The sequence below is a fragment of the Stenotrophomonas sp. GQ19 genome, from assembly GCF_059758695.1.
Genome location: NZ_JCAXES010000001.1, coordinates 157,220 through 181,126 on the forward strand (window position 1 = coordinate 157,220; position 23,907 = coordinate 181,126).

A 23,907-nucleotide genomic window follows, 5' to 3' on the forward strand; every position below is an offset into this window, starting at 1 on the left:
TGTGGTGCTTCTTAACTTTCTTCCAGGATCACCGATGAATTTCGTTTCCACCCGTCACACCGCACCGCCCGCCACGCTCAGCCAGGCCATTGCCGCCGGGCTGGCCCCCGACGGCGGCCTGTATGTTCCCGCGCAGCGCCCGCAGGCATCGGCATGGCAGCCGCAGGGCTCGCTGGCGCTGGATGCTGCTGCGGTGCTGGCACCGTACTTCGACGGCGATGCGCTGGCACCGCACCTGCCGCAGCTGTGCGCCGATGCCTTTGATTTCCCCGCGCCGCTGCGCGCATTGAGCACCCCCGGCGACCATGTGCTGGAGCTGTTCCATGGCCCCACCGCGGCGTTCAAGGATTTCGGCGCGCGCTTCCTGGCTGCCAGCCTGGCCCGGTTGCAGCAGGACCGCGATCAGCCGCTGACGATCGTGGTGGCCACCTCCGGTGATACCGGCGCGGCAGTGGCGGCGGCCTTCCACGGCCAACCGGGCATCCGCGTGGTGGTGCTGTACCCCGATGGGCGCGTGTCGCCCCGCCAGGCGCACCAGCTGGGGTGCTTCGGCGACAACATCCACACGCTGCGCGTGGCCGGCTCGTTCGATGACTGCCAGGCGATGGTGAAGCAGGCCTTGGGCGATCGCGAGCTGCAGGCGCGGGTGCCGCTGAGTTCGGCCAACAGCATCAGCCTGGGGCGCTGGTTGCCGCAGATGAGTTACTACGCGCATGCCGCGCTTGAGCACCACGCCCGCACCGGCAACGTGCTCAACCTGGTCGTCCCCACCGGCAACCTGGGCAACGCGATGGCCGCACTGCTGGCCCGGGCGATGGGCCTGCCACTGGGGCAGGTTGCACTGGCCACCAACGCCAACGACGTGCTGCCGCGTTTCTTCCACGGCGGCGCGTACCAGCCGGCCACCAGCGTGGCCACGTTGGCCAATGCGATGGACGTGGGCGCGCCGAGCAACTTCGAACGGCTGCGCTGGCTGTATGCCGATGACGATGCCGCGTTGCGCGCGGACCTGCACGTGGAGGCGGTGGATGATGCGGCGATCCGTGCGTTGATCGCGCGGCGCTGGACGCAGGCCGGCGAAGTGTTCTGCCCGCATACCGCCACCGCGGTGGCGGTGCTGGAAGCGTTGCGTGCCGACGGCATGCCGGGCGACTGGGCGGTTGCGGCGACGGCCCACCCCGCCAAGTTCGAATCGGTGGTGGAACCGTTGATCGGCCAGGCGCTGGACGTGCCGCCGTCGCTGTCGGCGCTGCTGCAGCGGCCGGCGCACGCGCAGCCGTGCGCGCCGGAGTACGCGGCGCTGCGCGAGGTCCTGCTCACGTAGCGCCGGGCTCTGCCCGGCTGCCGTTCGTTCGGGGGTCATGGCGTCTGACGCCAGCCGGGCAGAGCCCGGCTCTACGCGTTACTCGCCGGAGTGGCTGCTCATGTAGCGCCGGGCTCTGCCCGGCTGCCGTTCGTTCCGGGGTCATGGGCGCCTGACGCCAGCCGCGCAGAGCCCGGCTCTACCGGTTACTCGCCGGAGAGCGTGTGCAGGGCGGCTTCGTCGAGGATCTCGACGGTGTTCAGGTGGGGCAGGGCGATCAGGCCCTGCTGGCGCAGTTTGGTGAACGTGCGGCTCACCGTTTCCATGGTCAGGCCAAGGTGGTCGGCGATGTCGCCGCGGCCCATGGGCAAGGTCACGCGCAGGCCGTTGCCGCCCAGGCGGGCTTCGCGGGCGGCCAGGCGCAGCAGGAAATCGGCGAGCTTTTCCGCCGGCTGCAGGCGGGCCAGCGACATGGCCGCGTCCTGCGCGGCGTCCAGTTCCTGGCAGGCGCGCTGCAGCAGCTTGCGCTCCAGGTGCGGGAAGCGGGCGCGCAGCTCTTTCATCTGCGGCAGCGCCACCCGGCAGACGCGGCTGTCGGCGATGGCCTCGATGTCGTAGCGGTGATGGTCGTTGCCGCTCAGGCCCAGGTAATCGCCCGGCAGCACGAAACCGCTGATCTGGCGACGGCCGTCGGGCAGTGTCCGCACCAGGCGCAGTGCGCCGGCAGTCAAGGTATAGACATGTAGGCGCGGTTCGCCGCTGCGGGCCAGGGTGGCGCCCAGCGCCACAGGCTGCGACACGGTCACCCGTTCCAGCGCCAGCACTTCGTCCGGCGACAGCGCCGAGCACACGGCCAGATGACGTACCGAGCAGTGCAAGCAGTCGCGCAGCGGCGAGCAGCCCGGGCTGGCGGGATCTTCAACGGCGGAAAGGGCGGTACCGGAGTGGGGCCGGGTCATGTCGAACCAGGGAGCGGGGCCTGCTTATGATACTTCATGCGGCCATTGGCCCGGACCGGCGCGATCAGCGCAGCCCCGCGCGCTGGCTGCGGCTAGAATATGCACCACGCTCATCCCCCGATTCGCAGGAGTCCCGCAAGTGATCAAGCCCCGTACGCCGCCCGGCATCATGGAATTGCTGCCGCGCGAGCAGATCGCGTTCCAGCGCATGCTGGACGTCATCCGCCGCAACTACGAGCGGTTCGGGTTCCTGCCGGTGGAAACGCCGGTGTTCGAGCTGTCCGACGTGCTGCTGACCAAGTCCGGCGGTGAAACCGAGCGCCAGGTGTACTTCGTGCAGTCCACCGGCGCGTTGGCCAACGCTGCCGAGGCCGGCGACAAAACGCTGCCCGAGCTGGCCCTGCGCTTCGACCTGACCGTGCCGCTGGCCCGCTACGTGGCCGAACACGAGCACGACCTGACGTTCCCGTTCCGTCGTTACCAGATGCAGCGCGTGTACCGCGGCGAACGTGCCCAGCGTGGCCGCTTCCGCGAGTTCTACCAGTGCGACATCGACGTGATCGGCAAGGACACCCTGAGCACGCGCTATGACGCCGAAGTCCTGGCGGTGATCCATGCGGTGTTCGCCGAGCTCAGCATCGGCGCCTTCAGCATCCAGCTGAACAACCGCAAGCTGCTGCGCGGCTTCTTTGAAAGCCTGGGCGTGGCCGACGGCGAGCGCCAGCTGGCGGTGCTGCGCGAAGTGGACAAGCTGGACAAGCGCGGCCCCGACTACGTGCGCGAGACGCTGGTGGGCGAAGGCTTTGAGATCCCGGCCGAGCAGGTCGAGCGCATCCTGGCCTTCGTCGCAGTCCGCTCCAGCAGCCACGCCGACGCGTTGGCGCAGCTGGACGCGCTGCTGGCCGATGCGGCCGCCAGCGAGACGCTGAAGGTGGGCGTGGCCGAGCTGCGCGAAGTGCTGGAGCTGGTCAAGGCGCTGGGCGTGCCGGAAACCGCGTACTGCCTGAATTTCTCCATCGCGCGCGGCCTGGATTACTACACCGGCACCGTGTACGAAACCACGCTGACCGACCACCCGCAGATCGGCTCGATCTGCTCCGGTGGCCGTTACGAAGACCTGGCCAGCCACTACAGCAAGTCCAAGCTGCCGGGCGTGGGCATTTCCATCGGCCTGACCCGCCTGTTCTGGCAGCTGCGCGAAGCCGGCCTGATCGCCGGAATCGAAGACAGCAGCGTGCACGCGCTGGTGGCATTGATGGACGACGCCAGCCTGCCGCAGTCGCTGGACATCGCCCGCCGCCTGCGCGCCGGTGGCATCAACGCCGAAGTGCAGATGGAGCCGAAGAAGATCGGCAAGCAGTTCCAGTACGCGGCCAAGGCCGGGATCCGCTTCGTGGTGCTGGCCGGTGACGATGAGCTGGCCCGCGGCGTGGTGGCGGTGAAGGACCTGCTGCGGGAGCAGCAGTTCGAAGTCTCGCGCGAGGAACTGGCCAGCACCCTGCAGGTGGAACTGGAGCAGGCCAAGGTCATGCCGTGAGGCGGTTGGGGGCGGCGGCAACGCTGCTGCTCCTGCTGACCGCGTGCCGGACCGATCCTGCGCTGCACAGCCAGCGGATCGGTGCGGGCCAGTACCGGCTGACGGTCGACCGCTGCCACGTGATCGACCGTGAGCAGCTGCAGCGTGACCTGCGCGGGTTGGCCGGGCAGAAGTGCCCGGACGGGGCAGGGGAGCTGGAAGCCATCCAGTCCATCCCGAGCCGACAGGGCAGCCTGTTCGGCGAGTGCCTGCGCAGCGGCGCCCTCCGCGCCGAGGTAACGTGCCGGTAGGTACCGACCGTTGGTCGGTACGCCGCTAAAACGCCCGCTACCCAAAACAAACGCCCGCTCAGCGGGCGTTTTTCGTTCCCGCCCCCTGAACCAACCCGGTCCGGACATCAACCCGGTTTGACCGAGTGTTGTCGTTTGCGCTAATGTAATAGCACGCTATTACATTGATACGATGAAACTACGCCCCGCCCCCCGAGAAAAAGATGCCCAGGCCGATCTGGCCTGCCTGGCTGCGGCCTTCGCCGCGCTGTCCAGCCCCGAGCAGGTCACCGCCTTCCTGCGCGACCTGTGCACCCCGGCCGAGCTGGAGGCGCTGTCGGACCGCTGGAAGGTGGTGCCGCTGCTGCAGCAGGGCGTGCCGTATCGCGAAATCCACGAACTGACCGGCGTCAGCGTGACCACCACCGGGCGCGTCGCGCGTTCGCTGGAGCATGGGCACGGCGGCTATACCGCCGCCATTGCCGTCACCGCCACGCCTACGCCCCCCGAATCCGAGTAAGAGAGCCTCCCCCATGAGTGCAACCCAGAACGCCCCGGCCCGTGACCGGCTGCGGATCGCCATCCAGAAGAACGGGCGGCTGGCCGAGCCGGCGCGCAGCCTGCTCACCGCCTGCGGGCTGAGCTGGCGGCAGAGCCGCGACAAGCTGTTCTGCTACGGCGAATCGCTGCCGGTCGACCTGCTGCTGGTCCGCGACGACGACATCCCCGGGCTGATCGCCGATGGCGTCTGCGACTTCGGCATCGTCGGCCGCAACGAGCTGGACGAGCAGGGTGCCGCGCGCCGCCGGATCGGCCTGCCGGACGCCTACCAGGCGCTGCGCGGCCTGAATTTCGGGCAGTGCCGGTTGATGCTGGCGGTGCCCGACGAATGGGAATGGACCGGCGTTGAGCAGCTGGCCGGCAAGCGCATCGCCACCAGCTACCCGGCGATCCTGGCCGACTGGCTGGCCGCGCGCGGCGTGGATGCGCAGGTGGTGGAACTGTCCGGGTCGGTGGAAATCGCGCCGCGCCTGGGCACCGCCGACCTGATCTGCGACCTGGTCTCCAGCGGCGCCACCCTGGCTGCCAACCAGCTCAAGCCGGTGGAAACGCTGCTGGAAAGCGAAGCGGTGCTGGCCGGCCCGGTGAAGACCCCTGACGACGCCCGCGCCGGGCTGATGGCGATGCTGCTGCGGCGGCTGGATGGCGTGGTCAAGGTGCAGGACAGCAAGCTGCTGATGTTCCGCGCCGCGCTGGACCGTGTGTCCGAGCTGACCCGGCTGCTGCCCGATGCCGACCCGCTGGTGCAGCTGCCCGACGACGGCGGCCACCTGCGCCTGCAGACCATGTGCCACGGCGCCTTGACGTGGCAGCGGTTGGAAGATCTGGAGCGCGCAGGCGCCCAGGGCCTGATGGTATTGAGCGTGGAGCGTTCGCTGGCATGAACCGTCTTTCGATGACTGTAGTGCAGTGGTCCACCCTGGACGCCAGCGCCCAGGCGCAGGCGCTGCAGCGCCCGGTGCAGGCCGTGGCCGCGCAGACCCGGGATGCGGTCGCCGGGTTGATCGCTGCCGTGCGCGCCGACGGCGACGTTGCGCTGCGCGAGATCAGCCTGCGCTTCGATGGCGTGGCCCCCGAATCCTTTGAAGTCAGCGAAGCCGAATTCGCCGCGGCCGAACAGGCCGTTCCGGACGACCTGCGCCAGGCGATGGTTGAAGCGGCCGCACGCATCGGCGTGTTCCACAAGGCCGGCATGAGCCAGGGCTATGCGGTGGACACCGCGCCGGGCGTGCGCTGCGAGCGCGTGGTGCGGCCGATTGGCCGGGTGGGCCTGTACGTGCCGGCCGGCAGCGCCCCGCTGCCGTCCACCGCGTTGATGCTGGGCGTGCCCGCGCAACTGGCCGGGTGCCGCGAAGTGGTGCTGTGCACGCCGCCGCGCAAGGACGGCAGTGCCGACCCGGCGGTGCTGGTGGCCGCGCGCCTGACCGGCGTGCACCGCGTGTTCAAGCTGGGCGGCGCGCAGGCGATCGCGGCGATGGCCTATGGCACCGACAGCGTGCCGGCCTGCGACAAGCTGTTCGGCCCCGGCAACAGCTTCGTTACCGAAGCCAAGCAGCAGGTGGCGCAGGACGGTGCGGCGGCGATCGACATGCCGGCCGGCCCGTCCGAAGTGCTGGTGATCGCAGATGCCGGCGCCAATCCCGCGTTCGTCGCCGCCGACCTGTTGTCCCAGGCCGAGCACGGCCCCGATTCGCAGGTGCTGCTGCTCACCGACGACGACGCCCTGCTGGCGCGGGTCGACGCTGAAGTGCAGGCGCAGTTGGCGCGTCTGTCGCGCGTGGCCATTGCCACCCGGGCGCTGCAGGCCTCAAAGCTGATCCGGGTGGATTCGCTGGCCCAGGCCTTCCAGATCAGCAACCGCTATGCACCCGAGCACCTGATCCTGGCCCTGCGCGAACCCCGCGCGTGGCTGGAACAGGTCGAGGCGGCGGGCTCTGTCTTCCTCGGCGACTACACGCCCGAGGCGTTGGGCGATTACTGCAGCGGCACCAACCATGTGCTGCCCACCGCGGGCGCCGCACGCGCCTATAGCGGGGTGAGCGTGGCCAGCTTCCAGAACCTGATCAGCGTGCAGTCGGCCACCGCGCAGGGCATTGCCGCGATCGGCGGCTGCGCACGCACGCTGGCCCGTGCCGAAGGCCTGGACGCGCACGAAAATGCGGTGGCACTGCGCATGCAGGTGGCCGCATGAGCGCGCCGGACGCGGTGATGTCGCTGGTCCGTACGGACCTGCAGGCCTTCGCCGGCTATTCGTCGGCGCGCAGCAGCGCGCTGGTCGGCGATGTCTGGCTCAACGCCAATGAGTCGGCCTGGGCCAACCCGGCCGACAGCGAAGGCCGGGCACGGCGCTATCCGGATCCACAGCCGGCTGCGCTGCGTGCTCGCTTGGCTGAACTGTATGGCTGCGCGACCGAGCAGCTGCTGATCGGCCGTGGCAGCGATGAGGCGATCGACCTGCTGGTGCGCGCGCTGTGCGAGCCCGGCCGCGATGCGGTGCTGGTGACCCCGCCGGTATTCGGCATGTACGCGGTGTGCGCGCGGCTGCAGAACGCGCCGCTGCTGGAGGTGCCGCTGCGCGACGACGGCGATGCGCTCAACGCCGATATCGATGCGGTGATCGCCACCGCGCTGGCCGGCAACGCCAAGCTGGTGTTCCTGTGTTCGCCCTCGAACCCGGCTGGCAGCGCGATCACGCTGGAGCAGGTGGAACGGGTGGCCACGGCGCTGCAGGGCAGGGCGCTGGTGGTGGTGGACGAGGCCTATGCCGAGTACGCCGCGCTGCCGTCGGCGGTTACGCTGCTGCCACGTTGCGGCAACGTGGCCGTGCTGCGCACGCTGTCCAAGGCGCACGCGCTGGCCGCCGCGCGCATCGGCAGCCTCATTGCCGCGCCGGCGCTGATCGCGCTGCTGCGCCGCTGCCAGGCGCCGTACCCGATTCCCGGCCCCTGCGCCGAGCTGGCCCTCGCTGGCCTGAGCGACAGCAACCTGCAGCTCACCGCCTCGCGCGTGGAGCGCATCAAGACCGAGCGCGGCCGCCTGCAGCAGGCACTGGCCGTGCTGCCGGGCGTGCTGCGCGTCTACCCCTCGCAGGGCAATTACCTGCTGGTGCGCTTCAGTGATGCGCAGCAGGCCTTCGATGCGCTGTTGGCGGCCGGTGTGGTGGTGCGCGACCAGCGCGCCGCGCCGCAGCTGGACGACGCCCTGCGCATCACCATCGGCAGCACCCTGGAGAACGACCGTGTGCTCAGTGCGCTGGCTGCGCGGAGGGTCGCGGCATGACGCCCATCCTGTTCGTGGACCGCGACGGCACGCTGATCGAAGAGCCGGCCGATTTCCAGATCGATGCCTATGAAAAGATCCGCTTCGTGCGCGATGTGATCCCGGCGATGCTCAAGCTGCGCGATGCCGGTTACCAGTTCGTGATCGTCAGCAACCAGGACGGTCTGGGCAGCGAAGGCTACCCGCAGGCCAGCTTCGACGGCCCCAACGACCTGATGCTGCAGATCTTCGCCAGCCAGGGCATCGTGTTCCGTGACGTGTTGATCGACGGCACTTGGCCGCACGACAACGCGCCCACCCGCAAGCCGGGCATCGGCATGATGCTGCCCTACCTGCAGGACCGCAGCATCGACTGGGCCCGCTCGGGCATGGTCGGCGACCGGCCCACCGACATCCAGTTCGCCGAGAACATGAAGATCCGTGGCTTCCAGCTGCGCACCGAACAGTTCGGCGGGCAGTGGGACTGGAACGGCATCGCCCACGAACTGGCCGATGCACCGCGCCGCGCCACCGTGCAGCGCAATACCAAGGAGACCAGGATCCGCGTCGAAGTCGACCTGGACCGCACCGCCGAGCCGCAGACCCACACCGGCCTGCCGTTCTTCGACCACATGCTGGAGCAGATCGGCAAGCACGGCGGTTTCGCGTTGAGCGTGCAGGCCGAGGGCGACCTGCACATCGACGAACACCACACCATCGAAGACACCGGCCTGGCACTGGGCCAGGCGCTGCGTGAAGCGCTGGGCGACAAGCGCGGCATTGGCCGCTACGGTTTCACGCTGCCGATGGATGAAACCCTGGCCAGCGCCGCCCTGGATTTCAGCGGCCGGCCGTATTTCGTGTTCGAAGGCGAGTTCAAGCGCGAGCGCGTGGGCGACATGCCCACCGAGCTGGTGCCGCACTTCTTCCGTTCGCTGTGCGACGCCGCCGGGCTCAACCTGCACCTGAGCGTGCGTGGCGACAACGACCACCACAAGGTGGAGGCGTGCTTCAAGGCGCTGGCCCGCGCCCTGCGCCAGGCGCTGCCGCGCCAGGGCACCGCACTGCCCAGCACCAAGGGGGCGCTGTGACCGAGGTTGCCCTGATCGATGCGGGCGGCGCCAACCTGGGGTCGGTGCGCTATGCACTGGAACGGCTGGGCGTGCAGGTGCGGCTGGTCCGCGACGCGAAGGGCCTGCAGGGCGTGTCGCGGGTGATCCTGCCCGGCGTGGGCGCGGCCCCGCACGGCATGGCGCGCCTGCACGCGCAGGACCTGGTGCAGCCGCTGCGCGAGCTGCAGGTGCCGCTGCTGGGCATCTGCCTGGGCATGCAGCTGTTGTTCGAGGGCTCCGAAGAGGGGCATGTGGAATGCCTCGGGTTGATGCCCGGGGTGGTCCGCCACCTGCACCCGGCTACCGGCATCCGCGTACCGCACATGGGCTGGAACCGGCTGCGGCCGCTGCGCGAGTCGGCGCTGCTGGATGGCGTGCCCGAACGTGCCAGCGCCTACTTCGTGCACAGCTATGCAGCACCGCTGGGCGAGCACACGGTAGCGGCCTGCGACCACGGCGGCCTGTTCGCCGCGGTGGTGCAGCGCGGCCTGCACAGCGGCGCCCAGTTCCATCCGGAGCGTTCGGCCGCCACCGGCGCCCGGATCCTGCGCAACTTCATCGAGAACGAACCGTCATGAGTTTCACCGTCTATCCCGCCCTGGACATCCGCGAAGGGCGCGTCGTGCGTCTGCTGCAGGGCGACTACGCGCAGCAGACCACCTATGGCGACGACCCGTTGCCGCGCGCCCAGGCATTCGCCGACGCCGGCGCCAGCTGGATGCACCTGGTCGACCTGGATGCCGCACGGGCCGGCGGTTACACCTTGGCCCCGCTGCTGTCGGCGATTGCCCGGCAGACCGGCTTGAAGGTGCAGACCGGCGGCGGCGTGCGCTCGCGCGACGACGTGGCGCGCATTCTTGATGCGGGCGCCACCCGCGTGGTGGTCGGTTCGGTGTCGGTACGCGCGCCGGAGACGGTGATCGGCTGGCTGGGCGAGTTCGGCCCGGAGCGGTTGACCATCGCGCTGGATGCCCGCCAGGCCGACGACGGCCGCTGGCTGCTGCCGGTGCACGGCTGGACCGAAACCGCCGAAGACACCCTGGACGTGTTGGCATCGCGCTACGCGCAGGCCGGCATGACCCACCTGCTGTGCACCGACATCGCCCGCGACGGCATGCTGTCCGGCCCCAACATCGGCCTGTACCAGCACCTGGCCTCCCTGTTGCCGGGCGTGGCGGTGCAGGCGTCCGGTGGCGTGCGCAGCGCGACCGACGTGGCCGAGGCCAAAGCAGTGGGCTGCGGCGGCGCGATCCTGGGCAAGGCGCTGCTGGAAGGCCGCATGTCCCTGCCGGAGGCGCTGGCATGCTGAGCCGCCGGCTGATTCCCTGCCTGGACGTGCGCGATGGCCGCGTGGTCAAGGGCGTGCGTTTCCGCGACCACGTCGACATGGGCGACATCGCCGAGCTGGCGCTGCGCTACCGCGACCAGGGCGCCGACGAGCTGGTGTTCTACGACATCGGTGCCAGCCCCGAAGGCCGTGCGGTGGACGTGGGCTGGATCGAGCGCATCGCGCGCCTGATCGACATTCCGTTCTGCGTGGCCGGCGGCATTTCCGACGTGGAGACCGCGCGCCGCGTGCTGTATGCCGGTGCCGACAAGATTTCGATCAATTCCCCGGCGCTGGGGCGCCCGGCGTTGATCGAAGAACTGGCCGATGCGTTCGGCGTGCAGTGCGTGGTGGTCGGCATCGATTCGGTGCGCGAGGCCGACGGGGAATGGCGGGTGCGGCGCTTCAGCGGCGACCCGGACAAGACCCAGGCCGTGCCGGTGCGCACGCTGGACTGGCTGGTCGAGGCGCAGCGCCGCGGCGCCGGCGAGATCGTGCTGAACTGCATGGACAGCGACGGTGTGCGCCGCGGCTACGACGTGGCCCAGCTGCGCCAGGCACGCGCGCTGTGCCAGGTGCCGCTGATCGCCTCCGGCGGAGCCGGTGAGATGCAGCACTTTGCCGACGTGTTCGACCAGGCCGATGTCGATGGTGCGTTGGCCGCCAGCGTTTTCCACAGTGGCGCCATCGCCATTCCCGCGCTCAAGCAGTTCCTGCGCGAGCAGCAGATCGAGGTTCGAGATGTCTATTGAGGTACTGCCGTCGCGCGAGGCGCTGGACGGACTGGCGTGGAGCAAGGGCGACGGCCTGCTGCCGGTGGTGGTGCAGGATGCCGACAGCCTGGCCGTGCTGATGCTCGGCTATGCCAACGCCGAGTCGCTGGAGCTGACCCTGGCCACCGGCCACATGACCTTCTACAGCCGCAGCAAGCAGCGCCTGTGGACCAAGGGCGAGTCGTCGGGCAACGTGCTGGCGGTGGTGGCGGTGCGCGTGGACTGCGACAACGACACGTTGTTGGTGAGTGCGCGCCCGGCGGGCCCGACCTGCCACACCGGCAGCGACAGCTGCTTCGAGCGGGCCCCGGGCAACTTCCTGGGCCGCCTGGATGCGTTCGTGCGCCAGCGCGAGCAGCAGCGCCCCCCGGGCAGTTACACCACCACGCTGTTCGACGGCGAGATCCGCCGCATCGCGCAGAAGGTGGGCGAGGAGGGCGTGGAAACCGCGCTGGCCGGGGTGGCCCAGGACGATGCGGCGCTGCTGGGCGAGTCAGCCGACCTGCTGTTCCACCTGATCGTGCTGCTGCGCGCGCGCGGTTTGTCGCTGGCCGACGCGGTGGCCGTGTTGGCGGCGCGCCACGCAGGGTGAGCGCATGAATCGCGTTTAACGTCGGTGAAACGCGGCACAAGCGATGATGTGCCGCTTTACAATCACCCACCCCGAACGGACCGTCCCGATGACCCGCACTGCTGCCTGGCTGGCTTGCCTGCTGTTGACTACCGCACCCGCCCTGGCCGCCGAGGTGACCGTGACCGGCAAGGTCTATCAGGAACGCGACGGCAAGCCCGGGCGCGGGCCCACCGACCCGGGCATGGCCGGGGTGCAGGTGTCCAACGGCGAGGTGATCGTGCGCACCGCCGCCGACGGCAGCTACAGCCTGCCGGTGCGCGACGGGCAGACCGTGTTTGTGATCAAGCCCGATGAGTACCGCTTCCCGGCCGCCAGCAACGGGCTGCCGTCGTACTGGCGCCACTACGCGCCGCAGGGCTCGCCGCGGCTGAAGTACGACGGTATCCGCGCCACCGGCAGCAACGTGCGCAACTGGGACTTCGCGCTGGAACCGGCCAAGGGCAGCGACGCCGCCCGCGCCGGGTTCGAGATGCTGGTCTTCACCGATTCGCAGACCGCCAGCCGGCAGGACATCGACTATTACCAGCGCGCCATCGTCGACCCCATCATCGGCAAGCATCCGGCACGGCTGGGCACCACGCTCGGCGATATCGTCAACGACGACCTGGACCTGTACCCGACCATCAACAAGGCCACCGCGCTGCTGCAGGTGCCGTGGTTCCACGTGCCGGGCAACCATGACCTGGATTTCGACGCCGGCGATGACCGCCACTCGCTGGACAGCTGGCGCGCAGTGTACGGGCCCGATACCTACGCGGTAGAAGAGGGCGGGGCCAGCTTCGTGTTCCTCGACGACGTGGTCTACGACCCTGCGGCCAAGCCGAGCTACGTGGGCGGGCTGCGCCCGGACCAGTTCACCTTCCTCGGCAACTACCTGAAGGGCCTGCCGCGCGATCGCCTGGTGGTGCTGGGCATGCACATTCCGCTGTTCGATGCCGCGCCCGGCCGCGAAACCTTCCGCCACGCCGACCGCACGCGCCTGTTCGCGCTGCTCAAGGAGTTCCCCAACGTGCTGGTGCTCAGCGGCCACAGCCACACCCAGCAGCACTACTACCATGGCGCCGCCGAGGGCTGGCAGGGCAGCAAGCCGTTGCATGAGTACAACGTGGGCGCCGCCTGTGGCGCGTTCTGGTCGGGCGTGAAGGACAGCAACGGGATCCCCGATGCCACCATGAGCGATGGCACGCCGAACGGCTATGCGGTGTTGTCGGTCAAGCCCGGCGGCGACTACGGCCTGCGCTATTACGTGGCCCGCGCGCCGGATGACTACCAGATTGCCCTGCACGCGCCCAAGGTGCTGCGCAAGGACGCCTATCCGGCATGGGGCGTGTACGCCAACGTGTTCATGGGCCAGGCCGATACGCTGGTGGAATACCGCGTGGACAGTGGTGCCTGGCAGACCATGAAGCGGGTGGAACAGCCCGACCCGCGCCTGCTGGTGGAGAACGTGGCCGACGACCAGGCCGAGCGCCTGCGGGGTTTCGATCGCTCTCCCGAAGCCACGCCGTCGCCGCACCTGTGGCGCGGCGCGCTGCCCACCAACCTGACGGCGGGCGAGCACAAGGTTGAAGTGCGCGCAGTGCACGCCGATGGCCCCACCGCCTCGGCCAGCACCAGCTACCGCCTGCAGGTCGGCAAGCCCTGATGGGGCGCCTGCCGCGCACGGCGCAGCGGCTGCATACGCTGCTGTACGGCGCGACCTGCTTTGCAAACCCGGTGCGATCGCCGAAAATCGCACCGGGTTATTCGACCCCAGCCAAGGCCTGCGAGTGAGCGTTGCGGTACCGTTTCCGGAGCATTCTCCGGCCCCTTCCGACGTGTCTTTGCTGACGCCCGGTCGGGAATCGTCTGTTGAAACGCTGCTCGTGGCCGACGTCGGTGGCACGTTCGCGCGCCTGGCCGTCGCCGAACTGCGTGCCGGTCAGCCGCCGCAGCTTGTCGGCCTGCGCCGTTACAGCTGCGCCGCGTTTGCCAGCCTGGCCGCGATCCTGGCCGATTTCATCGCCAGCGCCGGGCAGCCGCTGGACAGCGCCGTGGTGGCGATCGCCGGGCTGCTGGAAGGCGACCACCTGGTCAACACCAATCTGCCGTGGCCGGTGTCGGTGGCCGACACGCGCACCCAGGCCGGCCTGCGCTCATTGGCGCTGATCAACGACTTCGAAGCGGTCGCCTACGCGATCCCGCATGTGCAGGCCGATACCCTGGTGCCGCTCAATGGCGCGCCTGACACCGCATCGCGTTGGCCCGCACTGGTGCTGGGCCCGGGCACCGGGCTCGGCGCGGCCCTGCGTTTCCAGGGCGGGCACCAACCCGTACTGGCCAGCGAAGCCGGCCATGCCGCGCTCACGGCCGGCACCGCACTGGAACTGGAGATCCTGCGGCAGATGCAGCAGCGCTGGGCGCACGTGGACCAGGAGCGCATCCTGTCCGGAAGCGGCCTGATGAACCTGTACCCCTGCCTGTGCGGCCTTCGCGGCGTGGCACCGCAGTGGGACACCCCCGAACAGCTGATCGCCGCCGCGCATCTGGGCGACGACCCCGTCGCGGTGGAAACGCTGGAGGTCTTCAGCGCGTGGCTGGGCAGCCTGGCCGGCGACCTGGCCATCACCTTCGGTGCGCGTTCGGTGTACCTGGTGGGCGGCATTCCGCCGCGCATCGCGCAGTTCCTGCACGCGGGCGGCTTCCAGGCGCGGTTCCTGGCCAAGGGTGTGATGGGCCGGGTGCTGGCGCAGGTGCCGGTGTGGCGGGTGGAACATGGCGAACTGGGCATGCTGGGTGCGGCGGTATGGCACGCCGCGCGCCACGAACGCGCCGTGGCATGACGCGTCCGCCCGGCAGCGGGCGGCTCGATGACCAATTTCGCAGGGAGTGGGTGGGATGACCGATCGCAGGCAGTTCCTCCAGGCCGGTGCACTGGCCGCAGGCGCGCTGGCCCTGCCGCGCGCCGGTGCGCGGGCAGGCGGCGGCGCGCGGGTGGTGTCCACCTGGGATTTTGGCGTGGGCGCCAACCAGGCGGCGTGGAAGGTGTTGGCCGGCGGCGGCAGCGCGCTGGACGCGGTTGAAGCCGGCGCGCGCTGGGCCGAGAGCGAGTTGTGCAACCCCACCGTGGGCCGCTGCGGCAATCCTGATCGCGACGGCGTGCTCAGCCTCGACGCCAGCATCATGGACGGCGATGGCCGCTGTGGTTCGGTGGCGGCGCTCACCGACATCCTGCATCCGGTGTCGGTGGCCCGCAAAGTGATGGAAAACACGCCGCACGTGATGCTGGTCGGGCAGGGCGCGCAGCAGTTCGCGGTCGAGCAGGGCTTCGAGCGCCAGAAGCTGCTCACGCCGGCAGCCGAGAAGGCGTGGCGCGAATGGTTGAAGACCGCCCAGTACACGCCGGAGATCAACGTCGAGCGCCGCGGGCGTCCCGGCGACAGCAGCAACCATGACACCCTGGGCATGTTGGCCATCGACGCCAACGGCCGCCTGGCCGGTGCCTGCACCACCAGCGGCATGGCCTGGAAGCTGCACGGCCGGGTCGGCGACAGCCCGATCATCGGCGCCGGCCTGTACGTGGACAACGAGGTGGGCGGCGCCACCGCGTCGGGGGTGGGCGAAGAGATGATGCGCAACGCCGCGTCGTTCCTGGTGGTGGAGCTGATGCGCCAGGGCCGCTCGCCGGCCGAGGCCTGCCGCGAGGCGATCGCACGGCTGGTGCGCAAGCGGCCCGAGGCCAGCAAAACGCTGCAGGTGTGCTTCCTGGCGCTGGACAAGCACGGGCAGGTTGGTGCGTATGCGTTGCACCGTGGCTTCGTCTACGCGGTATGCGACAAGGATCGCCAGGACGACCTGCGTGATTCGGCATCGGTCTACAGCAGCGAGCAGACCTGAGCATGGCGCGTCGGCTGCTGGAAATCGCCTCCAATTCGGTGGCCTCGGCGTTGGCCGCGCAGGCTGGTGGCGCCGATCGCATTGAACTGTTCGACAACCTCGCCGAGGGCGGCACCACGCCGTCTTACGGCAGCATTGCCGTGGCCCGCGAGCGCCTGCGCATCCCGTTGTTCGTGTTGATCCGCGCGCGCCCGGGCGACTTCCACTACGGGTCGCTTGAGGCGGAAATCATGCTGCGCGATATCGCCCACTGCCGGCAGCTGGGCTGCGATGGCGTGGTGATCGGCGCGCTGGACGCCGACGGCAACGTGGACACGGCGCTGTGCCAGGCGCTGGTATCGGCCGCCGGGCCGCTGCAGGTGACGTTCCATCGCGCGTTCGACGCCGCACGCGACCTGCCCGCCGCGCTGGAGCAGGTCATCGCGCTGGGCTGCCAGCGGGTGCTGACCTCGGGCGGCCAGCCCAGTGCCGAGGCGGGCGCGGAGAGGGTGGCGGCGCTGGTGGCGCAGTCGAACGCGCGCATTGGCGTGATGGCCGGCGCAGGGCTCAACGCGCGCAACATCGCCGCGGTGGCCGCACGCACGGGGTGTGTTGAACTGCACGCATCGGCCAAGGCGGTGCAACGCTCGGCGATACGCCACCACAATCCGGCCTTGGTGGGCCTGTCGCCGGATTGGACCGTTACCGACGCCGAAGAAGTCACCGCGCTGCGCGCCGCGCTGGACCAGATCTGACGCATGGCGGGTAGAGCCACCCCATGGGTGGCTGCTCCCGGTTCTGGCACCGCGTGTAGCCACCGAGGGCTGCGACAGCCACCGAAGGTTGCGACAGCCACCCATGGGGTGGCTCTACACCGGGGGCGAATGCATCCCGCGACGGTTTCCCCACGCCCACAAAAAACGGCAGCCACCTGTACCAGCGCGGCTGCCGTGGAGGACCGTTTCCCCCGCCCGAAGGCGGGGGCGGGTGATGCTTAGAACTTGTAGTTCACGCCGAAGTACAGCTGGCGGCCGGCATAGATGTTGGACAGCAGACGGGCCTCGGTGTCGTTGCCCAGGTAGCTGCGCAGTTCGGACTTGGTGGCATTGAGCACCGAAGCGGTCAGCGTCCAGTCCGGCGTAACGTTGTAGGCAACGTTCAGATCCAGCTGGTCGTAGGGCTCGGTGTAGCTGGTCAGGCCATTGTTGAGGCCGCCGACCACTTCACCGCGACGGTTGTACGAGGCACGCGCCAGGAAGGTGTCGTTCTCGTAGAACAAGGTCACGTTGGCCTGGTTCTTGGCGCTGCCGACCAGCGGCGAGGAGCCGATTTCTTCGCCATCGAGCACGATCGACGCCAGGTTGGTGTCGTTGTAGGTGTAGTTGGCCTGCACGCCGAAGCCGAAGCCGAAGGTGTACTGGCCGTACAGTTCCACGCCCTGCGAGACGCCGTCACGGCCGTTGGCCTGGGTTTCGTACTTCTGCACCGTCACCGATTGCCCGCCGACGGTCATCTGCTGGTCGCGCACCACCGGCACGGTGAAGTTGTCCACGTTCTTGCGGAACAGCGACACGCCGGCCACCGCGCCTGGCTTGAAGTACCACTCCAGGCCGAGGTCGAACTGCACCGCCTCGAACGGCTCCAGCGCCTTGTTGCTGCCCGAGCCATACCAGCCGGGGGTGTCGGTGCCACCGGCGACGCGGCGGTCGTTGCTGTATTCCTCGCTGACGTAGCGCAGGCCACCCGGGTAGGCAATGGAGGTGTAACTCGGGCGGGCGATCACCTTCGACGCCGCGCCGCGCAGCACCAGGGAATCGGTGATGTCCCAGGCAATGTTGAAGCTGGGAAGGAAGTCGGTGTAGGTCTTGTCCAGCGAGCTGAGCGTGTAGACCTTGTCGCGTGCCTGGGGGTCCGGCACGCGCACGAAGCCGCCCTGGCAGCGCAGGGTCGGATCGGCGGCCGGGTCATCGCAGCTCATCGGTGCACCGGCGGCGTTGTCCACGAAGTAGTCGTTGAAGCGCTCGACCGAATCGCTGGACTGCGCGAACTGTTTGGTACGCACCACGCGCACACCGACGTTGCCGCGGACGCGTTCGGTACGGAAGTTGGCCTGGAAGTAGCCGGAGTAGATCTTCTCGTTGACGTCGTAGACGAAGTCTTCTTCGGTACGGTTGTGCGAGCCGCCGTAGGTCTTGTTCAGGTAGTCGATGTAAGCCGGGTAGTCGACGCCCGGGAACACGTTGGCATTGAAGCCGCCGGCAATGTTGCTGATCGGGTTGGACAGGAAGAAGCCCGGCTGGGCGTTGCCGGCGGTGGGGTCGCAACCGGCCTGGTAGCGATTGTTGTCGTAGTCGGCCGGGTCCAGGCCCGGGCACACCCAGTACGTGTTGCCGGTGTTGCGGTGGACCTTGCCATCGCGGTACTTGGTACCGAACTGGATGGAATCCAGCCAGCCGGCTTCGAACAGCTTGGTGACATCGGCCTGGAAGTAGTTCTGTTCAACTTCGGTCTTCATCCACGACGAATCGGTGGAACCGGTATCGACTTCGGCAATGCCGGCCATCAGCTGCTGCTGCAGGTCCGGCGAGAACTGCACCGACGGGGTGCCGGTCAGGTCCCACGCGGTGTACTGATTGCCCGACTGCCACTCGCTTCCCACCTTGCGGCGCGGCTTGGCCGACATGCGGAAGTTCATCGACGGACCACCTTCGGACCAGGTACGGCCGCCGGTGAAGGAGGCCTTCCACAGCGGGCTGATGTCCCAGTCGATGGTCAGGTCGGCGGTCTGCGAGAGCGCCTTTTCCTTGCTGTAGCCGCCGGTCAGCTGCGGGGTGGGGATGGTGCAGTCATCCGGGCCCCAGCCACCGGGCTTCATGCCGGCCGCAGCGGCCTCTTCCTCGCTGCAGTAGTAGGTCTTGCCGGCCAGCTTTTCGTACTGCGCACCGGTGACGATGCTGCCGCTGGGATCGAAGGTCAGGCCGTTGAGCAGCCGGCCACCGTCCCAGTTGCCATCCTGGTTGTAGCGCGCCAGGTTCCACTCCGGCACCTTGAGCATGTTCTGGGTGTAGTCACCCTGCAGCTCGAAGCGGAAGTAGTTGGCGGTCAGGGTCACGTTGTCGATCGGCTTGAACTGGAAGGTCAGCTGGCCGCCCTTGCGCTCGCGCTTCTCTTCCTTCACCGCGAAATTGACCGAGGTCGGCATGAAGAACTCGCTGTAGTTCTTGCCGGTCTGGTTGTTGAAGCCGGACTGCCCCCACCAGTAGTGGATGCCATCCTGCGGCAGCAGGCCACCGTTGGCATCACGGGCAGTGGTGCCGTCGCCATACCACTGGTAGTCCTCGGTACTGGCTTCCATCGTGCGGCTGGTGCGCTTCTGCTGGGTCACGCCGACGAGCACGCCGAAGCGCTCGTCCTTGCTGTGCCAGGAGTACAGCGCCGACGCCTGCGGATCGATGTCGTGGCTGGTGTCCGAGGAGGTGCCTTCCAGGTTGACGTAACCGGAGTTGGCTTCCATGTCGAGCGGGCGACGGGTGTGCAGAATTACGGTACCGCCGATGCCGCCTTCATCGATGCGCGCTTCCGGCGACTTGAACAGCTCGGCGCTGGACAGCATGTTGGACGGCAGCAGCGTGTAGTTGAACGAACGCGTGGCCTCGTTGTTGGTCTCCGAAGACGCAACGAAGTTGCCGTTCAACTGGGTCAGGGTCAGATCTGGCGCCAAGCCACGCACGCTGACGGACTTGCCTTCGCCGCCGCTGCGGGTGATCACCACGCCCGGCACGCGCTGCAGGGCATCGGCCACGTTCTTGTCGGGGAACTTGCCGACGTCTTCGGCGGTGATCACTTCGACCACGGCGTTGGCGTCGCGCTTCTGCTGCAGACTCTTTTCGATGGCGTAGCGATAGCCGGTGACGGTCACGCTGTCGAGCGTGGTGGCCTCCGGCGACGAAGCGGGGCTGGCCTGCTGTGCGAAGGCACTGGCGGGCACCATCGCGGCGGCGAACAGCGCGGCGGTAATGGCGGCCGACAGCGTGTCGCGGTTGCGCATGCGGGACATCTTGTTCATTCCACTCTCTCCCTCTCCTGGATTGAAACGGTGGCGATACGTTGTTGAATCGATCTAATGTTTTGGGAGGGCTGTTGCCAGCTCTGAGCTCCCGTGCGTCCCGCATGCAGCCTGGTGGGCCCCCACCCACCGCTCCGGCAATCGTGACCGTTTGAAGTTGGATCGATCTAAACGATTGGCGGGGAATTTTTAGCACGGGTTCGGCAGGGAAGCATGCTGCTCCGCAATATGGCCAAGGCGGGCCGGGAACCGGGCGGATGACGTCGGCGGAGTGAAAACGTTTTCTTGCGCGGGACGGCGGAGGGGGAGCCGGTGGTCCATCGTCCCGCGGTGAGAACCGGTTCCTGCTGGAGCTGTGGCAGCCGGCGAAAGGCAGCTCCCCGGTAGCAAGGGCCGGAACGACGGCCCTGGCAGCCCTCCCAGACGAAAAACGAGCGGCACCATGTTGCGCCGCAGAATGCATCCGCCGAAATCTCCGTGCTTTACTTGAATCGATCTAAATTCACGGCAACGTGGATCTGGACCGGTGCCAGCGGGGGAATGGCTGGCACGCCATGGCGGGCATCCGCCGTGCCTTTTTCCGTCTGCCGTACCGACATCGACCCACAGGATCCACGCATGCGCCGACTGCCGTCCGTCATCGCCGTTACCCCGTTGCGCCGCCCGCTGCCGCGCTTGGCCTGCCTGCTCGCGCTGGCCTTCGCGCCGGTCCTGCAGGCCGCCGCCCCGGTCGCGCTGGAGCGCGAGGTCAACACCTTCATCGGCAGCAAGGATGACGGCAACACCTTCCCGGGCGCGTCGGCACCGTTCGGCCTGATCCAGGTCAGCCCGATCGGCGAGCACTATGCCGGCTGGCGCTACGACGACCCGAAGATCCGCGGGTTCGGGCATTCATTCCTGTCCGGGGCCGGGTGCTGGGAGCAGGGCGGCCAGGTGTCGGTACTGCCGGTCACCGGCAGCATCGGCAAGGGCGGGGACTTCAACACCGACGATGCCAAGAGCTTCGACCACAAGCGCTACGCGTCCACCTACACCCACGACGGCGAGATCGGCCAGGCCGGCTACTACAAGGTGCGCCTGACCGGTTACGGCGGCATCGATGCCGAAGCCACCGCGCGCACCCGTGCCGCCGCCGAGCGCTACACCTTCCCGGTCGACGCCGGCACCGGCCACGTGCTGGTCAACGTGGGCCAGGCCAACGAGCGCCATTCGGTGATCGGCAGCGTGATCGACGTGGTGGGTGATCGCGTGGTCGAAGGCAAGCTGGTCACCAAGAGTTTCTGCGGCGGCCACCAGTACACCACCTGGTTCCGCATCGAGTTCGACCGCCCGTTCAAGGCGTTTGGCACCTGGGGCGAAGAAGGCGGCCTGGCCGACGCGCGCCACCGCATGGAGGGCGAACAGAAGCCCAGTGGCGCCTGGTTGAGTTTCGATACCGGCAAGAACCGCGCGGTCACCGCGATCAGCGCGATCTCGCACGTGGACGCAGAAGGCGCGCGCAACAACCTGCGCAGCGAGGGCATGCAGGGCGGAAAGCTGCTGGGCTTCGAGCAGATGCGCAGCCAGTCGCAGCAGCAGTGGCGCCGTGAACTGGCCACCACGCGCGTCCACGGCGGCAGCGGCGACGACCGCACCGTGTTCTATTCGGCGCTGTACCACGCGCTGCTGCAGCCGCTGACCGGCAGCGATGCCGACGGCCGCTACCGGGGTTACGACGATGCGATCCATCGCGCCGACGGCTGGACCTACTACGAGTACTTCTCGCTGTGGGACACCTACCGCGCGCAGAACCAGTGGCTGGCGCTGACCCGCCCGCAGGTGGCGCGTGACATCGGCCGCAGCCTGCTCGCCATCAACGCGCAGGGCGGCTGGTTGCCGCGCTGGGGGTACGCCAACTTCGAGACCAACATCATGACCGGCGACCCGGTCACCCCGGTCCTGGTCGACCTGTGGCGCTTCGGCGCGCTGGACGGGCGCGAGGGCGAGGCCTACACCGCGCTGCGCCGCAACGCCTTCGAGCAGCCGCCGCTGAACTCGCGGCATGCCGGCCGCTCGGGCAACCCCGGCTACGTGGACAACGGCTACGTCGCCTACGACCGCGCGTTCCCCTCCAAGGGCATGGACGTGGACCCGCACCACGGCGGTTCGGCCACGCTGGAATACGCCCTGGCCGACTGCGCGCTGGCGCAGATGGCCGATGGCCTGGGCCATGCCGACGACGCCGGCACGCTGCGTGCGCGTGGCGGCAACTGGCACAAGGTGTGGGACCCGCAGGTGCGCGACGAGGAGACCGGCATGAGCGGCTTCCCGCGTCCGCGCATGGACGACGGCAAGTGGTACGTGCCGTCCGACGGCCACTACAGCCCGCGCTCGCACCATGGCTTCCATGAAGGCACCGCGTGGCAGTACCAGTGGCTGGCGCAGCAGGACGTGCCGGGGCTGGTGCAGGCCATGCACGGCCGCGAACAGGCCGGCAAGCGCCTGGATGCGTTCTTCGCCTACGACGCGCTGGTGCAGTCGCCGCTGACCGCCGCGCGCAAGGAATGGGTGGTGGGCCCGTACAGCTACTACAACCAGTACCGCTACAACCCCAACAACGAGCCGGACCTGCACGCGCCGTGGATGTACACGCTGATCGGCCAGCCGTGGAAGACCGCCACCGTGGTGCGTGCCGCGCAGCAGCTGTTCACCAACGCCCCCAATGGCGTCACCGGCAACGATGACCTGGGCACGATGTCGGCGTGGTACCTGTTCAGCGCGATCGGCCTGTACCCGGCGGTGCCGGGCAGTGGCCAGTTCCTGCTGCATACCCCGCGCTTCGACAAGGTGGAGGTGGACCTGGGCACCGGCCGCACGCTGACCCTGGCCGCCGCCGGTGCAGACGGGCGCACGCTGCAGTACGTGCAGGGCGTGCGCGTGGACGGCAAGGACCACGCCCCGGTGTGGCTGGACTGGAACCGGCTGCAGCAGGGCGGTCGCATCGACTTCGCGCTGGGCACCCAGGCTCCCACCGGCGGCTGGGGCACCCAGGTCGAGGCGCTGCCGCGTTCGTTCTGCGCCACCCCCGGGGCGGTGCTGGAATGAACCGTTGCATCGGCGGCGGTCGCGATCTGCGTGCCTGCAGGGGCGCGGTCCGCTTGCCGATGCGATCGTTTACGCTTGCCGGATGACAAGGACCGGGCAGACACCATGAATGACAAGGTCAAACCAGCGGGCAAGGGCACGCGCGCCGTCACCGTGACCGATATCGCCGAAGCGATCGGCGTGTCGCGGGCGACCGTGTCGCTGGTGCTGCGTGGTAGCCCGCTGGTCAATGTCGACACCCGCGCCAAGGTCGAGGCCGAGCTTCGCCGCCAGCGCTATGTCTACAACCGCGGCGCGGCCAACCTGCGCCGGCGCACCTCGTCCAGCGTGGCCCTGGTGATCAACGACCTGTCCAACCCGTTCTTCGCCGAATTCGCCTCCGGGGTGGACGAGGCATTGGGTGCGAAGGGGTTCGTGACCCTGCTGGGCAGCACCGGCGAATCACCGCAGCGGCAGCAGGCGGTGCTGACCACCCTGATGGAACACACCCCGGCCGGGTTGATCCTGTCGCCGGCCGAAGGCAGTGATGCGGCCGAACTGCGCCAGGTACTGGGCTTCAACGCCAACGTGCTGCTGTTCAATCGCGAGCCGCCCGGTGCCGACTGGGATTTCCTCACCCTGGACAACCAGCAGGGCGCCTACCTGGCCACCCGCCACCTGATCGAACGCGGGCACGAGCGCATCGCGTTCTTCGGTGGCCATGCCGATTCCAGTTCCTGCCACCAGCGCCGGTTGGGCTATGCGCAGGCACTGGCCGAAGCGGGCAGGGAGCTGCATCCGGACTGGCTGATCGAGTCGGCCCCCAGCCGCCTGGAAGCGGCCGCGCGCAGCGAAGAACTGTTCGCGCGCGTGCCGGCTCCGACCGCGGCGGTCTGCTACAACGACAGCGTTGCGCTCGGGCTGATGCTGGGCCTGGCCTCGCGCGGGGTGCGCCCCGGCGTGGACTTCGCCGTCACCGGTTTCGACGATATCTCCGAAGCGGCGGTGGCCTTGCCGCCGCTGACCACGCTCACCGTGAACCCGCGCGAGCGGGGCCGCCAGGCGGCCGAACTGCTGCTGCAGCGGCTGGACCATCCCGATGCCGCGCCACAACGCACCGTGGCGCCCGTACAACTGCGCATCCGCGCCAGCAGCGGCCCGGTGGCTGCGTGATGGCGTTTCCCTTTACC

Annotated in this window: 20 protein-coding genes; 18 read left to right on the top strand and 2 right to left on the bottom strand. The window is 68.7% G+C overall.

Annotated elements, in window-relative coordinates; all coding sequences use genetic code 11:
• Positions 1-34: 34 nt before the first annotated feature.
• On the top strand, positions 35-1,324 hold the full coding sequence (thrC, locus tag AC6CHL_RS00695) for a threonine synthase (RefSeq protein ID WP_498292823.1): 1,290 nt from the start codon (positions 35-37) through the stop codon (positions 1,322-1,324).
• Positions 1,325-1,509: 185 nt separating this feature from the next.
• Here the strand turns inward: thrC and AC6CHL_RS00700 are convergent, their stop codons facing one another.
• Positions 1,510-2,262 (bottom strand): Crp/Fnr family transcriptional regulator, encoded by a 753-nt coding sequence (locus AC6CHL_RS00700; protein ID WP_038688658.1) that lies wholly within the window; start codon positions 2,260-2,262, stop codon positions 1,510-1,512.
• Positions 2,263-2,401: 139 nt separating this feature from the next.
• Here AC6CHL_RS00700 and hisS point away from each other — a divergent pair, with 139 nt between their 5' ends.
• The 15 genes from hisS (at position 2,402) to AC6CHL_RS00775 (ending at position 16,343) form a co-directional block, all read left to right on the top strand.
• The gene (hisS, locus tag AC6CHL_RS00705) at positions 2,402-3,799 is read left to right on the top strand and encodes a histidine--tRNA ligase (protein ID WP_447593335.1); all 1,398 of its coding nucleotides are present in this window, start codon (positions 2,402-2,404) and stop codon (positions 3,797-3,799) included.
• Positions 3,796-4,089, top strand: a complete 294-nt coding sequence (locus tag AC6CHL_RS00710; protein ID WP_498292825.1) for a hypothetical protein — start codon at positions 3,796-3,798, stop codon at positions 4,087-4,089. The genes hisS and AC6CHL_RS00710 overlap by 4 nt, the downstream gene beginning before the upstream one ends.
• Before the next feature lie 172 nt (positions 4,090-4,261).
• Positions 4,262-4,588, top strand: a complete 327-nt coding sequence (locus AC6CHL_RS00715; protein WP_463600866.1) for a YerC/YecD family TrpR-related protein — start codon at positions 4,262-4,264, stop codon at positions 4,586-4,588.
• Between the two features lie 13 nt (positions 4,589-4,601).
• Positions 4,602-5,513, top strand: a complete 912-nt coding sequence (hisG, locus tag AC6CHL_RS00720) for an ATP phosphoribosyltransferase (RefSeq protein WP_038688653.1) — start codon at positions 4,602-4,604, stop codon at positions 5,511-5,513.
• Positions 5,514-5,524: 11 nt separating this feature from the next.
• On the top strand, positions 5,525-6,820 hold the full coding sequence (gene hisD, locus AC6CHL_RS00725; RefSeq protein ID WP_498293483.1) for a histidinol dehydrogenase: 1,296 nt from the start codon (positions 5,525-5,527) through the stop codon (positions 6,818-6,820).
• On the top strand, positions 6,817-7,908 hold the full coding sequence (gene hisC, locus AC6CHL_RS00730) for a histidinol-phosphate transaminase (RefSeq protein WP_498292827.1): 1,092 nt from the start codon (positions 6,817-6,819) through the stop codon (positions 7,906-7,908). Before hisD ends, hisC begins: the two co-directional genes overlap by 4 nt.
• Entirely contained in the window at positions 7,905-8,978 is a 1,074-nt protein-coding gene (hisB, locus tag AC6CHL_RS00735; RefSeq protein ID WP_137189355.1) for a bifunctional histidinol-phosphatase/imidazoleglycerol-phosphate dehydratase HisB, read from the top strand. Before hisC ends, hisB begins: the two co-directional genes overlap by 4 nt.
• Positions 8,975-9,577 (top strand): imidazole glycerol phosphate synthase subunit HisH, encoded by a 603-nt coding sequence (gene hisH, locus AC6CHL_RS00740; protein ID WP_038688646.1) that lies wholly within the window; start codon positions 8,975-8,977, stop codon positions 9,575-9,577. Before hisB ends, hisH begins: the two co-directional genes overlap by 4 nt.
• The gene (hisA, locus tag AC6CHL_RS00745) at positions 9,574-10,308 is read left to right on the top strand and encodes a 1-(5-phosphoribosyl)-5-[(5-phosphoribosylamino)methylideneamino]imidazole-4-carboxamide isomerase (RefSeq protein ID WP_498292829.1); all 735 of its coding nucleotides are present in this window, start codon (positions 9,574-9,576) and stop codon (positions 10,306-10,308) included. Before hisH ends, hisA begins: the two co-directional genes overlap by 4 nt.
• On the top strand, positions 10,302-11,078 hold the full coding sequence (gene hisF / locus AC6CHL_RS00750) for an imidazole glycerol phosphate synthase subunit HisF (protein WP_141058340.1): 777 nt from the start codon (positions 10,302-10,304) through the stop codon (positions 11,076-11,078). Before hisA ends, hisF begins: the two co-directional genes overlap by 7 nt.
• Positions 11,068-11,691, top strand: a complete 624-nt coding sequence (gene hisIE / locus AC6CHL_RS00755; protein ID WP_137189358.1) for a bifunctional phosphoribosyl-AMP cyclohydrolase/phosphoribosyl-ATP diphosphatase HisIE — start codon at positions 11,068-11,070, stop codon at positions 11,689-11,691. The genes hisF and hisIE overlap by 11 nt, the downstream gene beginning before the upstream one ends.
• 88 nt (positions 11,692-11,779) lie before the next feature.
• Positions 11,780-13,378 carry a calcineurin-like phosphoesterase C-terminal domain-containing protein gene (locus tag AC6CHL_RS00760; protein WP_038688639.1) on the top strand — a complete coding sequence of 533 codons (1,599 nt, stop codon included), beginning with the start codon at positions 11,780-11,782 and terminating at the stop codon, positions 13,376-13,378.
• A 172-nt stretch (positions 13,379-13,550) separates the two neighbouring features.
• A complete protein-coding gene (locus tag AC6CHL_RS00765) occupies positions 13,551-14,555 on the top strand; it encodes a glucokinase (RefSeq protein WP_498292831.1) in 1,005 nt (334 codons plus the stop codon).
• Positions 14,556-14,610: 55 nt separating this feature from the next.
• On the top strand, positions 14,611-15,609 hold the full coding sequence (locus AC6CHL_RS00770) for a glycosylasparaginase (RefSeq protein WP_498292833.1): 999 nt from the start codon (positions 14,611-14,613) through the stop codon (positions 15,607-15,609).
• A gap of 2 nt (positions 15,610-15,611) precedes the next feature.
• Positions 15,612-16,343 carry a copper homeostasis protein CutC gene (locus AC6CHL_RS00775; RefSeq protein ID WP_498292834.1) on the top strand — a complete coding sequence of 244 codons (732 nt, stop codon included), beginning with the start codon at positions 15,612-15,614 and terminating at the stop codon, positions 16,341-16,343.
• 239 nt (positions 16,344-16,582) lie between these two features.
• Here the strand turns inward: AC6CHL_RS00775 and AC6CHL_RS00780 are convergent, their stop codons facing one another.
• Positions 16,583-19,654 (bottom strand): TonB-dependent receptor, encoded by a 3,072-nt coding sequence (locus AC6CHL_RS00780; RefSeq protein WP_038688633.1) that lies wholly within the window; start codon positions 19,652-19,654, stop codon positions 16,583-16,585.
• A gap of 618 nt (positions 19,655-20,272) precedes the next feature.
• On the opposite strand from AC6CHL_RS00780, the gene AC6CHL_RS00785 reads away from it, so the two are divergent.
• Together AC6CHL_RS00785 and AC6CHL_RS00790 are read left to right on the top strand one after the other, a co-directional pair.
• Complete coding sequence (locus AC6CHL_RS00785; protein ID WP_498292835.1) at positions 20,273-22,738, top strand: GH92 family glycosyl hydrolase; 2,466 nt, start codon at positions 20,273-20,275, stop codon at positions 22,736-22,738.
• 105 nt (positions 22,739-22,843) lie between these two features.
• Positions 22,844-23,890, top strand: coding sequence for a LacI family DNA-binding transcriptional regulator (locus tag AC6CHL_RS00790; protein WP_038692249.1), 1,047 nt, complete (start codon positions 22,844-22,846; stop codon positions 23,888-23,890).
• The last annotated feature ends 17 nt before the right edge of the window (positions 23,891-23,907 follow it).

Excerpts from the sequence above, each read along its gene's own strand:
- thrC (WP_498292823.1), top strand. The coding sequence starts at position 35 with ATGAATTTCGTTTCCACCCGTCACACCGCACCGCCCGCCACGCTCAGC.
- AC6CHL_RS00700 (WP_038688658.1), bottom strand. The coding sequence starts at position 2,262 with ATGACCCGGCCCCACTCCGGTACCGCCCTTTCCGCCGTTGAAGATCCC.
- AC6CHL_RS00715 (WP_463600866.1), top strand. The coding sequence starts at position 4,262 with ATGAAACTACGCCCCGCCCCCCGAGAAAAAGATGCCCAGGCCGATCTG.
- hisG (WP_038688653.1), top strand. The coding sequence starts at position 4,602 with ATGAGTGCAACCCAGAACGCCCCGGCCCGTGACCGGCTGCGGATCGCC.
- hisD (WP_498293483.1), top strand. The coding sequence starts at position 5,525 with ATGACTGTAGTGCAGTGGTCCACCCTGGACGCCAGCGCCCAGGCGCAG.
- hisC (WP_498292827.1), top strand. The coding sequence starts at position 6,817 with ATGAGCGCGCCGGACGCGGTGATGTCGCTGGTCCGTACGGACCTGCAG.
- hisB (WP_137189355.1), top strand. The coding sequence starts at position 7,905 with ATGACGCCCATCCTGTTCGTGGACCGCGACGGCACGCTGATCGAAGAG.
- hisA (WP_498292829.1), top strand. The coding sequence starts at position 9,574 with ATGAGTTTCACCGTCTATCCCGCCCTGGACATCCGCGAAGGGCGCGTC.
- hisF (WP_141058340.1), top strand. The coding sequence starts at position 10,302 with ATGCTGAGCCGCCGGCTGATTCCCTGCCTGGACGTGCGCGATGGCCGC.
- hisIE (WP_137189358.1), top strand. The coding sequence starts at position 11,068 with ATGTCTATTGAGGTACTGCCGTCGCGCGAGGCGCTGGACGGACTGGCG.
- AC6CHL_RS00760 (WP_038688639.1), top strand. The coding sequence starts at position 11,780 with ATGACCCGCACTGCTGCCTGGCTGGCTTGCCTGCTGTTGACTACCGCA.
- AC6CHL_RS00770 (WP_498292833.1), top strand. The coding sequence starts at position 14,611 with ATGACCGATCGCAGGCAGTTCCTCCAGGCCGGTGCACTGGCCGCAGGC.
- AC6CHL_RS00775 (WP_498292834.1), top strand. The coding sequence starts at position 15,612 with ATGGCGCGTCGGCTGCTGGAAATCGCCTCCAATTCGGTGGCCTCGGCG.
- AC6CHL_RS00780 (WP_038688633.1), bottom strand. The coding sequence starts at position 19,654 with ATGAACAAGATGTCCCGCATGCGCAACCGCGACACGCTGTCGGCCGCC.
- AC6CHL_RS00785 (WP_498292835.1), top strand. The coding sequence starts at position 20,273 with ATGCGCCGACTGCCGTCCGTCATCGCCGTTACCCCGTTGCGCCGCCCG.
- AC6CHL_RS00790 (WP_038692249.1), top strand. The coding sequence starts at position 22,844 with ATGAATGACAAGGTCAAACCAGCGGGCAAGGGCACGCGCGCCGTCACC.